This is a genomic window from Acidovorax sp. JHL-9 (assembly GCF_000426205.1).
Lineage (GTDB): Bacteria > Pseudomonadota > Gammaproteobacteria > Burkholderiales > Burkholderiaceae_C > Acidovorax > Acidovorax soli.
The window spans coordinates 1-11,899 of sequence record NZ_AUEX01000047.1 but is presented as its reverse complement, the minus strand read 5'-3'; the positions used below and the strand labels follow the sequence as shown (position 1 = coordinate 11,899).

The following is an 11,899-nucleotide window of genomic DNA, read 5'->3' as shown; positions in this document are numbered from 1 at the left end:
ACACGAGCCTGGTCCTCGATGCACTGCTGATGGCACTGTGGCGCCGACAGCCGCATGCGCCGGTCATGGTTCATTCCGATCAGGGCTGCCAGTTCACCAGCCACGAGTGGCAAACCTTCCTGCGCGAGCACAACCTGGTCAGCAGCATGAGCCGGCGTGGCAACTGCCACGACAACGCTGTGGCCGAGAGCTTCTTCCAGTTGCTCAAGCGCGAACGCATCCGCCGGCGGATCTATACAACCCGTGACGATGCGCGATCAGACGTCTTCAACTACATCGAAATGTTCTACAACTCCCAGCGCCATCATTCGTCGGCGGCAGGACTATCACCTGTAGAGTTCGAGCAGCGACATTCCCAACGGCTCAAAGTGTCTAGATAAGCCGGGGCTATTCAACGGCACACAGTGATCCGCTGCGCAGAATTCAAAGTGGCCTGCTTGTTCTAGTCAGGCGAGTATGGCAATGACGTGGTTGGCACGTTGTCGGGGGTTGGCTTTCTCACACCCCTGCCGGCGACATCAGAATGACACCTCGTAGGATCACCACGCCGCCAGCCACCAGCATGAACACCTGCACGAAGCGGCGGATGGACTGCACCGGCAGCCGGTGGCGACTGTAAGATCCCAGGAACACGCCCAGCAGGCTGGCGGGCAGCAGCCAAAGGGCCAGGGGCAGCAGACCTTCCTGCAGAAACAACCCGCCCATCACAAATGACAACAGGCGGACCACCGAGCTGAGGAAGATCACGGCCGAGATGGTCGCGCGAAACGTTTCCTGGTCGGCCAGGCGGCGGGCTAGGTAGATGGTGTAGATCGGTCCACCGGTGCCGAACAGGGCGCTGAACACCCCGCCCACGGTGCCGGCCGGCGCGGCCCAGCCCGCGTGCAGGGGGCGAAACGCCGCGCCGAGGTTGCGCAGGTTGCGCCAGGAAATGATCACGATGAAAACGCCCAGGCCCACCAGCAGCCAGCCGCTGTGGAAGTGCACCAGCATGGTGGCACCCAGGCCCACACCGATGAGCATGAAGGGGAATATCTGCGCGGTGTCGCGCCAGGACAGGCGCCGCCAGGTGCGCAAACCCACGAGCGAGGTCGCCACCAGGTCGAGCAGCACCATCATCGGCACCGCGAATTTCAGGGGCACCACCAGCACCAGCACGGGCATGGCCATCATGGCCGCGCCAAAGCCAGTGAGGCCGAACACCGTGTAGGCCAGTACGACGGCGCAAACAGCCCACCAATAGTCAACTGTGCTCACGAGAGCCCCTCCCGAAGGCCCGGCGAGGCCGGGCGGCTGGCGAAAGAGGCGGCTAGGGCCAAGGGCCCGGGCCGCCCCGACGGCTCAGTTGGCCGTGATCTTGCGCACCGCCACCAGCTCTTTCCAGCGGGCGGACTCGCGGTTGATGTCATCGGTGAGCTGAGTCGGACCCACCACCGAGGACAGCATGCCTTGCTCGGCCAGGTAGCGCTTCATGCCGGGCTGCTCCATGGCCTGCTGAATGTCGGCGTAGACCTTGGCGGTGAGGGCCTTGGGCATGCCGGCGGGGGCCACCAGCGCGAACCAACCGGTGAACTCGAAGTTGGGCAGGCCGGCCTCGGCCACGGTGGGCACATCGGGCATGAGACCCGAGCGCTCGCGCCCGGTCACGGCCAGCGCCTTCACCCGGCCGCTCTTGAGCAGCGGCGAAATGGCGTTGATGTTGCCCACGGCCATCTGCACCGCGCCGCCCATCAGGTCGGCGTAGGCAGGGCCTTCGCCCTTGTAGGGCACGTGGGTTACGTCGATACCGCTGGCCTGTGCGAACGCCTCGCCCGCGATGTGCACCTGGCTGCCGTTGCCGGCCGAGGCCATGTTGAGCTTGCCCGGGTTGGCCTTGGCGTAGGCCACGAATTCCTTGAAGTTGTTGGCGGGCACGGCGCTGTTGATGGTGACCACCATGGGGCCGCTGGCCGTCTTGCCGATCAGCTCGAAGCTCTGCAGGCTATAGGGCAGCTTGGCGTAGAGGTGGGGGTTGACGGTGAACATGCTGCCCGAGGCCAGCAGCAGGGTGTAGCCGTCGGCCGGGGCCTTGGCCACCAGCTCGGCCGCGACCGCGCCGCCTGCGCCGGTGCGGTTGTCGATCACCACCGACTGCTTCCAGATCTTGCCCAGCTCATTGCCCAGGGCTCGGCCCAGCAGGTCGGTGGCGCCACCCGAAGAGAAGGGAATCACCACCCGCACCGGCTTGTTGGGCCAGTCGCCCTGCTGGGCCTGTGCCGCGGGCCACGCCACGGCCAAGCCAATGCCGGTCAGGGCCAACCATTTCAAGCCCGCTCGGCGCTTCGCCAAGGCTGGCGCTTCAAGGGCTTGGGGGCTGTTCATCTTCAGGTGGTTCATGCATGTCTCCAAGGGTGGTGTTGCCCAGCCATGACCCGGCGTTCTCGCTCTGTGTGCCATGGGCTGAGATGGGCCGTCATGCGTTCATGACGAAGGGGCTCGGCGGCGCGGGCGAGGTGCCGCAACGCTGAGTAAGGGGGCAGACCGCGCCGAGACCTCTTTGAGGGCCTCCAGCAAGAGCTGCGACAGATGCAGGCGCGGGTTGTCGCGCGGCACCAGCAGGCCCAGGCGGCGGGTCAGCGGTGGTGAGCCGAAGGGCAAGGTGCGGATGGACGAGGGGAACTCGTGCCGCACGCCACGCGAGGGCACCACCGAGCTGCCCAGGCCATTGGCCACCATGGCAATCACGCCTTCCAGGGTGTCGATCTCCATCACCGAGCGAACCGCGATCTGGCGCCGCAAGATCTCTTGCTGCACCAGGTTGCCCACGCGCGCGGCGCGGTTGAAGCGCACATAGGGCGTGGACTCCAGCACCTGCTGGTCGGTGTCGCCCTCGGTGTCGCGGTGGGTGATAACCACGCAGGGTTCGTCGGCGAACGGGAAGAACTCCAGCTCGCTGCGCGGCGCTTCGGGCTCGGTGACCACGGCCACGTCGATCTGCCGGTGGTAAACGGCTTTCTCCAGGTCGTGGGTGAGGCCGGTGGTGAGGTGGATGTCAATGCCCTGCCCTTGCTGGCGCAGGCGCTTGAGTGCCAGGGGCAGCACGCCGGCCACGCTGGTGTGCACGGCGCCCAGCTTGAGCAGGCCCACCGAGGCGTCGCGCTTGAGCGCGGCGCTCATGCTCTCCCAGTGGGCGATCAGCTCGCGCGCCCGGGCCACCAGCACCAGCCCACTGTCGGTGAGCACGGGCGGGCGGCGGCTGCGATCAAAAATCTGGATGCCCAGCTCTTCCTCCAGTGAGCGCATCTGCAGGCTGACGGCCGACAGCGACAGGCCGATGGCATGGCCGGCCTCGGCAAAGCTGCCGCGGTCGGCGATGGCAATGAGGGTGTAGAGCGTTTTGACATCCATGGCTTGGGGCTCGCGGGTTGGTGAAATGCCGCGTATTAGAGCCCCAACAAGCGGCAGGCGTTGCCGCCCATCACCTTGGCCAGGTTCTCGGGCTTGATGGGCAAGCGCTCGAACCAGCTTTTGTAGTCCTTGACCGGGCAGAACGGGAAGGAACTGGCGTAGAGCATGCGGTCGGCCAGGAAGCTGTCGGCCGCCTTCACGTATTCCTCCCAGCCGGGCATGCGCGAGAAATACATGTCGGGCGAGAGGTAGAGGTTGGTGCGCCGGAAGGCGATGTGCAGGATCTCGTTGACCCAGGGCCATCCACCGTGCGCCACCACCACCTTGAGTTGAGGAAAGTCGGCCAGCACCCGGTCGGTGCGGATCGGGTCGGAGTAGCTCAGGTCGGGGCCGGCTGTGCCGCCCACCATCATGATCACGGGCACGCCCACGTCTTCGCAGTGCGCATAGATGGGGTAAAGGCGGCGGTCGTCGGCGTACATGGGCACGGGGTAGGAGCCCGGCTCAATATTGATGAGCTTGAAGCCGTCGCGCAGCGCCTGGTCGATGGTGGCGCAAGCGCCTTTGCGCGAGGTGGGGTCGATGGAGGCCGCACCGATGAAGCGGCCCGGGTGCTCGGCCACGATGCGCTGCACGTCGGCATTGGGCACGCTGCCCAGGGTGCCGGCCAGGCGGCCCACCACCACGCCCTTGTGCACGCCGGCGGCGTCCATCTCTTGCAAGAGCAACTCCATCGACTGCTGCTGCGCCGCGGGCGAAGGCTCGAAGCCCACCGTGCGGGTGAAGCCATCGCGGCGCTCGCCGGCCGAGTACATCAAGGTGTCCAGGAAACCGCCCACAGGCGGGCGAAGACGGAAATCCACAATCATGGCTGGTCCCTCTGGCCGTGCGGCCTTACATCACTTCGTTCTGGCGGTTGTCGGTTTCGCCGTAGCGGTGCAGGGCCGGCGGCTTCAGGCCGGCGTAGAGCTGCTCGATGCCGGCGTTGATGGCCTCGCCGTGCTGGGCGAACAACGAGTTGCCCTGCACGTCGCTCTCCACGATGAAGGGGCCGAAGTTCTCCACCTCGAACATCCACATCGCCTGGGCAATGCCCAGCTCGTTGATCCAGTGCGCCGCGCGCACGCCCTTGATGCCGCGCCCCAGCAGCGCACCGGTGCCGTAGCCCACGGTGGTGAGGTACACCGCGCCGCGCGGGGCGAGCACGGTCTTGTAGTCGTCGGCGGGCATGCCGCCTTTGCCGATGATGATTCGCGCGCCGCTGCGGTCGATCCACGGGCCCAACCACTTCGAGAAGCGAAAGCTCGCGGTGGCGGTCACGGCGCCCACGTTGTAGCTGCCCTTGCCGTCTTCGGCCGCCGCCGGCGAGCAGTGGAAGTTCACGTTGCTGATCTCGGCCAGGTTCTCCACCGGCATGGGCAGGCCCTGGTCGAGCACCTTCTTGTAAACGCCCTCGCGGGCGGTGTAGACCACCCCGGTGAGGTACACCGCCGCTCCCAGTTCGAGCTTGGCGATGTCCTGCGGCTGGGCCGGCAATTGAAGGTGGAACACCTTCATCTCGTCATCGTTGGTGCGGTCTACCATTCCACTGTCTCCCGGCGCATGTAAGGGGTGAACCACTGCGGGTCCGTGCGGTACTCGATCGATCCGTCCGGGTGAATGCGGGCGGTGGCCCGGCGCGAGGACAGACAGAAGGTGTGCAGGCTGATGGGCATGCCGCCGGTGTGCGTGTAGCCCACCTCGATGTGGCAATCCACCACCATCTGCGAGCCCACGAAACCCATGGCGCCCATGCCAATCGAGTTGCCCAGCTTCTTCAGCTCCAGCTCTAGCTCGGCGATCTTCGGGTCGGGGTTGCGGTCGCCCACGGTGCGAAGGCAGGCCGCCTGCTTGCCCAGTTGCATGCAGGTGTCTTTCGAGCCGCCCAGGCCGATGCCCACGATGGCGGGCTGGCAGGCCAGGCCCCGCTTGCCAAAGGCAATCAGCGTGTCCAGCACGAAGCGCTTGATGCCGTCGATGCCATCCCCCGGGAACAGCATTCGGTAGTCGGTGCCGAACAAGCCACCCTTGTGCACGGTGGTGATGTCGATCCAGTCGGCCTCGGGCTCGAACGACCACTCGATCTCGGGCGCGTTGATGCCCACGTTGTTGTTGTGATCGGTGCGCCACAGCGGGTGCACCCGGTTCGGGCGCAGCGGAATGGCGGTGGTCGCGTCGGCCGTGGCCTTTCGCAGCGCGTGCTCCACGGCGATGAAGCCGGACTCGACCATGGCCTGGTTGCCCACCTTCACGTAGTAGCGCGGCACGCCGGTGTCGGCGCACATCGGGCGCCGGTCTTGGCTGGCGGCGTCCCAGTTGTCTTGCATGGCGTGGATCACGAAACGCGCCAGCTTGCCGGTCTCGGCCTTCTCCGAGGCCTTGATGCCTTGCTTGTAATCCTCGGGAATGTCGATGGCCGCGCGCTTCATGATCTCCAGCGCCGCTTCCTGCACTTTCTGAATGGGTATCTGCTTCATGGGGCTTTCTCAGTTCGCGACCTGGACGGGCGGGCGGCCCGCCTCACCCGAGATCAGGGATTCGCCGGGGCGCACGATGTCGAAGGACACCGGCACCATCTCCAGCGAGAGGTCTTCGCCATCGGCGCTCACGCGGGTGTAGCAACTGGTGTGCAGGTCACCCGCCTCGGGAAAATCTTCGCGGTAGTGCGCGCCGCGGCTGTTGTCGCGCGCCAGGGCAGACACCGTGATGACGCGCGAGATGTCAATCAGGCTCTCCACGTTGAGCCAGTCGTGCCAGGTGAGGTTGAAGCGGCGGTCGCCATCGGGCACGCCCATGTCGCGCAGCGCGCTGCGGTGCGAGCCCACGGTGGCCAGGCCGCGCTCCATGTCGGCGCGGTTGCGCAGCACGCCCACGTCGTCCCACATGGTTTGCGACAGCGCCTCGCGCAGGTCGTGAATGGCGCCGGCCGGGCGTGAGAACGGGTACTCGGCCCTGGCCACGCCTTGCTGGATGACGCGGGCGTCGGGGTCGCGCCAGCGCCCTTCCCTGGCCACGAAGGCCGCCATCGAGTCACCGGCAATGCCGCCGAACACCGTGCTGTTGGCCACGCCGTTACCGCCCAGGCGGTTGGCGCCGTGCACGCCGCCGCAGTCTTCCCCAGCGGCGTACAGGCCCGGCGAGGCGGTGGAGCCGTCGATGTTGAACTCCACCCCTCCCATCAGGTAGTGCGCTGTGGGCACCACCTCCACGCGGCCACCGGCCAGGTCGAAGCCGCAGTCGCTGCAGCGGTTGACCATGCCCGGGAAGGACTTTGCCACCTTCTCGGGGCCGAGGTGGCTCATCTGGATGTAGATGCCACCCATAGGGCCAGTGCGCCCGGCGCGCATCTCGGCGTAGATGCCACGGCTCACCACGTCGCGCGTGGCGCGCTCGCCGCGGGCGTCGTAGTTCGTCATGAAGCGGTCGCCCTCACCGTTGATGAGGTAGCCGCCCGCGCCGCGCAGGCCTTCCTCCAGCACGGTGCCAGTCATGCGCGTGTTGGCGCCCCCCAGCAGTCCGGTGGGGTGGAACTGCACCATCTCCATGTCGCGCACCTTCAGGCCGTAGCGCAGGGCCATGGCGATGCCGTCGCAGGTCTTGTCGCCAGAGGGCGTGTGGTAGCGGTACATGGTGGGGCCGCCACCGGTGCCCAGCAGCACGGCCTTGGCCTGCACGAAGCGGTACACGCCGCGGCGCATGTCGATGAACAGCACGCCCGCGATGCCCGAGCCGTCGGCGGCAGGCACCAGCTCGATGGCGCGGTGCTCTTCCATCTCTTCCACGTCCAGCGCGCGCACCTGCTCCATCAGGCGGTTGATGATCTCGATGCCGGTGAGGTCGGCCTTGTGCACCGTGCGGTCAAAGCTCTGGCCGGCAAAGGCCTTCTGGTGCAGCGTGCCGTCGGGGTTGCGGTCGAAGAAGCAACCGATCTCGTTCTCCAGCTCGCGCACCCGCTCGATGGCGCCCTCCACCAGGCGCCAGGCCAGGTCTTGGCGGGGCAGCCACTTGCCGCCTTCGATGGTGTCCATGAAGTGGCGCTCCACCGAATCACCAGACGACAAGGCCACGTTGTAGCCACCCTGCACCATGCGCGTGCAACCGCACTTGCCCAGCAGGCCCTTCACGGCCACCGTCACCTTCAGCGCGGGGTTGGCCTTCTTCGCGTGTAGCGCCGCGAACAGACCGGCTCCCCCGGTGCCCAGGATGAGGATGTCGGTTTTGTGGTTTTCGATTTGCATTCAAACAACTCCTGCCAGGAAGACCAGGCCAACGACCAGAGACACCAGCAAGCTCGGCACGATCCACGACAGCCGGGCATCGCGCGTCGAACTCCAGGGCAGCAGCTCCATGGCCAGCAGGCGCAGGCCAAAGCCCAGGTGCACCGACAGCAGCAGCACCAGGCCCCACTCGCCGAACTTCACGGCGGGCATCTCGGAAAACTTCAGGAAACCATCGAGGCGCTGCGCGCCTTCCAGGGCCATGCCCAGCACATAGAAGTGCACCGGCAGGAACAGGCCCAGCAGCAGGCCGGACACGCGGTGTCCGATGAAGGCCCAGTAGGCCTTGTGGCGACGCGGCGAGTTCATGCGAGCAGCCCTCCCACGGCCACCACCGCGCGCAGGCCCAGGCCCAGCAGCAGCAAGCCCAGCGCCAGCGCCACGGCGCCAGCGGCGCTGCGCCCCAGGCGCAGCCACTCGATCAGGATGTTGCGCATGCCAATGGGCACGTGCACCGCCACACACAGCACGAACAGGCCGTAGAAGCCGATCCACCAGGCGTTGCCCTGGGTGCGCGCCAGGATCTCCGAGGCCGTGAGGCCGCCGCGCACCGCGTACAGAATCACCGCCAGGTGGCCCAGCACCAGGGGCGCCATCAGCATCGCCGTGAGGCGCTGCAGAACGAACAAGCGTTGCTCCACGTCAGTCCCCCTTGAAGAAGCTCAGCAGCGCGTTCTTCTTGAGGCCCGCGATGCTGCCGGTGGGGCTCAGGCTCACCGGGCAGTGCGTCATGCAACTGCCCTGGCTGTGGCACGAATTGCAGCCGCTGCCCGAGGTGGCCTGGCGCAGCACACCCTTGGGGTCGGCGTGGCGCTCGTCGTTGAACAGCGTCCACGCGCGGTTCAGCGCGGCCGGGCCCAGGTACTCCTTGTCCCAGGCCACCACGTCGCAGGCGGCGTAGCACACGCCGCAGTTGATGCACTCGATCGCCGCGTCGGCCAGCTTGCGCTTCTTGCTCTGGGGCGACACGTTGGCCGGCGGGTCGTGCCGCGTGGCCGTGCCCTTGAACTCGTTGCCGGCCTTCTTCCACTTGTCGAAGAACTCGCTCATGTCCACGACCAGGTCTTTGATGCGCGGCATGTTGCGAAGTGGCTCGATGACGATGACGCCGTCTTCCTCCACGCGGCTGACGTGGGTGCGGCAGGTCCAGCGCGGCTTGCCATTGACCGTCATCGCGCAAGACCCGCACACGCCCACGCGGCAGGCGAAGCGGTACGACAAGGTGGGCTCCAGTGAGCGTTGCACCTCGGTCACCACGTCGAGCACCGTCTGGTTCTCGCGCCAGGGCACCGAGTAGGTCACGAAATCGCCCTCGCTTTCACCGCGATAGATCTTCACCGTCAGCGTGCGCTGGGGCGTGTCTGGCTTGGTTTCCATGTGTCTCCTCGTTGAGGCGGGCCGCTGCGACCAGCGCCGGTTTCGGGTATGGAGCGCAGTTTATATGTCGATTTTATTTTTATCAAGATTTTTTTTGTTTTGTTTTTATAAAGTTAAAGGCAGAACTCTGACCGAGACAGCAGCGGCAAACGGGCGCACGAAAGGCCGGGCCCTCAGCCATTAGCCGGGCCCTGCTCCTAGTTGGGGTAAAGGGGAAGAATCAGCCCGCGTCGCGCGAGCGCTCGGGCTCGCCCGACTGGGCCTTGGCCCAGGCCTGGCAATGCGCTAGGAAGGCCTGTGCGGTGCTGCCCACCGGCTTGTCGCGGTGGGTGACGATGGCCAGCGTGCGGCGCAGCTTGGGCAGGCGCGTGGGCACCTGCGCCAGCCAGCCGTAGGCCACGGCGTCCTGCACCGCGTGCCACGAGAGGCAGCCCAAGCCCAGGCCCGAGGCCACCGCCCGCTTCACCGCTTCGTTGCTGCCCAGCTCCAGCCCCACCGAGAACTGCCCCAGTGCGGGAATGAGGAAACGGTCGGCCGCCTCGCGGGTGCCCGAGCCGGCCTCGCGCATGATCCAGGTGGCGCGCGCCAGGCGCTCGTTGGACACCGCACCCACCCCCCAGGCCACGCCAGGCGCCGACACCACCACCAGCTCGTCCTCCAGCCAGTGCTCCACGCGCAGGCTGGGGTGCGTGTGCGAGCCCTCGATGAAGCCCAGGTCGGCCTGCATGCTAGCCACCGACTCCAGCACCGCGCGGGTATTGGCCACGTCAAGCTGCACCTGCGCGCTCGGGTGCAACCCCTTCCACCCGGCGATCAGGGTGGGCATGAGGTACTCGCCGATGGTGAAACTGGCCGCCACCCGCAAGGGCACCACCGCGGCCGCATCGAACAAGGCCTCGATCTCCAGCGCCTTGTCCAGCAAGGCCGCGGCGCGCGGCAGCAGCAAGCGCCCGTTCTCGTTGAGCACCAGCCGGCGCGCCACCCGGTCGAACAGCGCCACGCCCAGGCTGGCCTCCAGCTCGGCCAGGGCCACGCTGGTGGCCGACTGCGAGCGCGCCACCTTGTCCGCCGCGGCGCGGGTAGAGCCCGAGGTGGCGGTGGCCACGAAGGTTTCCAGCTGGCGCAGCGTCAGGCGAAGCCGATGAATCCTGGTGTCTGACATGGAGGGTCTCCGAGTGGGGGTTGGCGGCAACAGGTCTTGCCCGCTAGGCCAGCCACAGCCCAGTTGATCGTATTTTTGAATCATGCAAATTTAAATTGTTCGATTTTTATATTCACGCAATCTACCTATCATGACCGGCAAACGAAGCACCAAGGAGACACGATGCAAGCAGCGCCCCGCGCCATGTGGGTTCAGGCACAGGCCATCTGGCCAGGCTTGGCCCTCTGCAGTGTGGTGGGCCTTGCGGCCGGTTTCCTCTCTGAACACTACGGCGGCCCGCAACTGCTCTACGCCCTGTTGCTGGGCATGGCGCTGAACTTTCTCTCCAGTCACGAAAGCCTGACGCCGGGCATCGTGTTCACCTCGAAAACGCTGCTGCGCGTGGGCGTTGCCCTGCTGGGCGCACGCATCACGGTGGACCAGATCGCGCAGCTGGGCTGGCAGACCGGCATGGTCGTAGCGCTGGGCGTGGTGAGCACCATTGCCTGCGGTCTGTTGCTCGCCCGTCTGCTGCGCCGTCCCAACGACGAGGGCTGGATCTCGGGTGTGTCGGTGGCGATCTGCGGTGCCTCAGCAGCACTGGCCATCTCCGCCGCCTTGCCCCAGACGCACGAGAACGAGCGCCACACGCTGCTCACCGTGATGGGTGTGACGCTGCTGTCCACCATCGCCATGGTCTTGTACCCGCTAGTGCTGAGCCTGCTCGACGTCACCGGCGTGCCCGCCGGCATCTTCCTTGGCGCCACCATTCATGACGTGGCCCAGGTGGTGGCCGCCGGCACTATGCTCGGACCTGAAGCACGCGACTCGGCCACCATCGTCAAGCTGTTCCGCGTAGCCATGCTGGCCCCGGTGGTGGTGGTGATCTCCATCATCGCCAGCCGTGGCGCCAGGGCCGCCGGTTCGGGCCGCCCCCCCATCGTGCCGGGCTTTCTGGTGGGCTTCATCGCCTTGGTGGCCCTGGGCTCGCTGGGCCTCACCACCTCAACCCTCACCCAGGCCGCCACCGACGGCTCGCGCGCCCTGCTGGTGGCCGCCATCGCGGGCGCGGCCATGCGCACTCGCCTACAAGACCTGGCTCTGGTGGGCTGGCGCCCGGTGGCCATGCTGGTGGGCGAAACGGTCTTCCTCGCCCTGCTGGTGCTGGCCACCCTGCTCTGGCTTTGAGCGCGAAGGCGCGCCCCAATGGATGGGCGCTGCGGCGTCCATTCCTTTTGTTCGTTCACACCCGCTCCAGCACCACGGCAATGCCCTACCCCACGCTGAATAGCCCCGACTTATCTAGACACTTTGAGCCGTTGGGAATGTCGCTGCTCGAACTCTACAGGTGATAGTCCTGCCGCCGACGAATGATGGCGCTGGGAGTTGTAGAACATTTCGATGTAGTTGAAGACGTCTGATCGCGCATCGTCACGGGTTGTATAGATCCGCCGGCGGATGCGTTCGCGCTTGAGCAACTGGAAGAAGCTCTCGGCCACAGCGTTGTCGTGGCAGTTGCCACGCCGGCTCATGCTGCTGACCAGGTTGTGCTCGCGCAGGAAGGTTTGCCACTCGTGGCTGGTGAACTGGCAGCCCTGATCGGAATGAACCATGACCGGCGCATGCGGCTGTCGGCGCCACAGTGCCATCAGCAGTGCATCGAGGACCAGGCTCGTGT

Annotated in this window: 14 protein-coding genes; 2 read left to right on the top strand and 12 right to left on the bottom strand. The window is 66.4% G+C overall.

The annotated features are described in order from the left end of the window. Nucleotides 1-380 (top strand): IS3 family transposase (locus K225_RS0118835; protein ID WP_026437778.1); only part of this gene is annotated, 380 nt, incomplete at its 5' end. A 118-nt stretch (nt 381-498) separates the two neighbouring features. Here K225_RS0118835 and K225_RS21265 read toward each other — a convergent pair. The 11 genes from K225_RS21265 to K225_RS21255 all read right to left on the bottom strand — a co-directional run bounded on the left by K225_RS21265 (nt 499) and on the right by K225_RS21255 (nt 10,242). After that, nucleotides 499-1,257 carry a sulfite exporter TauE/SafE family protein gene (locus K225_RS21265; RefSeq protein WP_034713422.1) on the bottom strand — a complete coding sequence of 253 codons (759 nt, stop codon included), beginning with the start codon at nt 1,255-1,257 and terminating at the stop codon, nt 499-501. An 84-nt stretch (nt 1,258-1,341) separates the two neighbouring features. Then, nucleotides 1,342-2,376 carry a tripartite tricarboxylate transporter substrate binding protein gene (locus tag K225_RS0118825; protein ID WP_238323282.1) on the bottom strand — a complete coding sequence of 345 codons (1,035 nt, stop codon included), beginning with the start codon at nt 2,374-2,376 and terminating at the stop codon, nt 1,342-1,344. An 84-nt stretch (nt 2,377-2,460) separates the two neighbouring features. Continuing rightward, nucleotides 2,461-3,387 (bottom strand): LysR family transcriptional regulator, encoded by a 927-nt coding sequence (locus K225_RS21260; protein ID WP_051249087.1) that lies wholly within the window; start codon nt 3,385-3,387, stop codon nt 2,461-2,463. 35 nt (nt 3,388-3,422) lie between these two features. Continuing rightward, entirely contained in the window at nt 3,423-4,256 is an 834-nt protein-coding gene (locus K225_RS0118815) for an amidohydrolase family protein (RefSeq protein WP_026437786.1), read from the bottom strand. A 25-nt stretch (nt 4,257-4,281) separates the two neighbouring features. Further along, complete coding sequence (locus K225_RS0118810; RefSeq protein ID WP_026437785.1) at nt 4,282-4,971, bottom strand: fumarate hydratase C-terminal domain-containing protein; 690 nt, start codon at nt 4,969-4,971, stop codon at nt 4,282-4,284. Further along, on the bottom strand, nt 4,965-5,903 hold the full coding sequence (locus K225_RS0118805) for a fumarate hydratase (RefSeq protein ID WP_026437784.1): 939 nt from the start codon (nt 5,901-5,903) through the stop codon (nt 4,965-4,967). Before K225_RS0118805 ends, K225_RS0118810 begins: the two co-directional genes overlap by 7 nt. Before the next feature lie 9 nt (nt 5,904-5,912). Beyond that, nucleotides 5,913-7,664, bottom strand: coding sequence for an L-aspartate oxidase (locus K225_RS0118800; protein WP_026437783.1), 1,752 nt, complete (start codon nt 7,662-7,664; stop codon nt 5,913-5,915). Further along, nucleotides 7,665-8,012 carry a succinate dehydrogenase, cytochrome b556 subunit gene (gene sdhC / locus K225_RS0118795; RefSeq protein ID WP_026437782.1) on the bottom strand — a complete coding sequence of 116 codons (348 nt, stop codon included), beginning with the start codon at nt 8,010-8,012 and terminating at the stop codon, nt 7,665-7,667. Beyond that, entirely contained in the window at nt 8,009-8,344 is a 336-nt protein-coding gene (locus K225_RS0118790) for a succinate dehydrogenase (RefSeq protein WP_026437781.1), read from the bottom strand. Before K225_RS0118790 ends, sdhC begins: the two co-directional genes overlap by 4 nt. A gap of 1 nt (nt 8,345) precedes the next feature. Next, nucleotides 8,346-9,080 (bottom strand): succinate dehydrogenase/fumarate reductase iron-sulfur subunit, encoded by a 735-nt coding sequence (locus K225_RS0118785; RefSeq protein ID WP_026437780.1) that lies wholly within the window; start codon nt 9,078-9,080, stop codon nt 8,346-8,348. Between the two features lie 220 nt (nt 9,081-9,300). Next, nucleotides 9,301-10,242 (bottom strand): LysR family transcriptional regulator, encoded by a 942-nt coding sequence (locus K225_RS21255; RefSeq protein WP_034713417.1) that lies wholly within the window; start codon nt 10,240-10,242, stop codon nt 9,301-9,303. Between the two features lie 162 nt (nt 10,243-10,404). Here K225_RS21255 and K225_RS0118775 point away from each other — a divergent pair, with 162 nt between their 5' ends. Beyond that, complete coding sequence (locus K225_RS0118775) at nt 10,405-11,409, top strand: YeiH family protein (RefSeq protein WP_051249085.1); 1,005 nt, start codon at nt 10,405-10,407, stop codon at nt 11,407-11,409. Nucleotides 11,410-11,519: 110 nt separating this feature from the next. Here the strand turns inward: K225_RS0118775 and K225_RS0118770 are convergent. Beyond that, nucleotides 11,520-11,899, bottom strand: a 380-nt coding sequence (locus K225_RS0118770) for an IS3 family transposase (protein ID WP_026437778.1), incomplete at its 5' end; no start/stop codon positions are given.

Bases quoted from the DNA above. Each gene is read 5' to 3' on its own strand.
- K225_RS0118825 (WP_238323282.1), bottom strand. From the start codon at position 2,376: ATGAACCACCTGAAGATGAACAGCCCCCAAGCCCTTGAAGCGCCAGCC.
- K225_RS21260 (WP_051249087.1), bottom strand. From the start codon at position 3,387: ATGGATGTCAAAACGCTCTACACCCTCATTGCCATCGCCGACCGCGGC.
- K225_RS0118815 (WP_026437786.1), bottom strand. From the start codon at position 4,256: ATGATTGTGGATTTCCGTCTTCGCCCGCCTGTGGGCGGTTTCCTGGAC.
- K225_RS0118810 (WP_026437785.1), bottom strand. From the start codon at position 4,971: ATGGTAGACCGCACCAACGATGACGAGATGAAGGTGTTCCACCTTCAA.
- K225_RS0118805 (WP_026437784.1), bottom strand. From the start codon at position 5,903: ATGAAGCAGATACCCATTCAGAAAGTGCAGGAAGCGGCGCTGGAGATC.
- K225_RS0118800 (WP_026437783.1), bottom strand. From the start codon at position 7,664: ATGCAAATCGAAAACCACAAAACCGACATCCTCATCCTGGGCACCGGG.
- sdhC (WP_026437782.1), bottom strand. From the start codon at position 8,012: ATGAACTCGCCGCGTCGCCACAAGGCCTACTGGGCCTTCATCGGACAC.
- K225_RS0118785 (WP_026437780.1), bottom strand. From the start codon at position 9,080: ATGGAAACCAAGCCAGACACGCCCCAGCGCACGCTGACGGTGAAGATC.
- K225_RS21255 (WP_034713417.1), bottom strand. From the start codon at position 10,242: ATGTCAGACACCAGGATTCATCGGCTTCGCCTGACGCTGCGCCAGCTG.
- K225_RS0118775 (WP_051249085.1), top strand. From the start codon at position 10,405: ATGCAAGCAGCGCCCCGCGCCATGTGGGTTCAGGCACAGGCCATCTGG.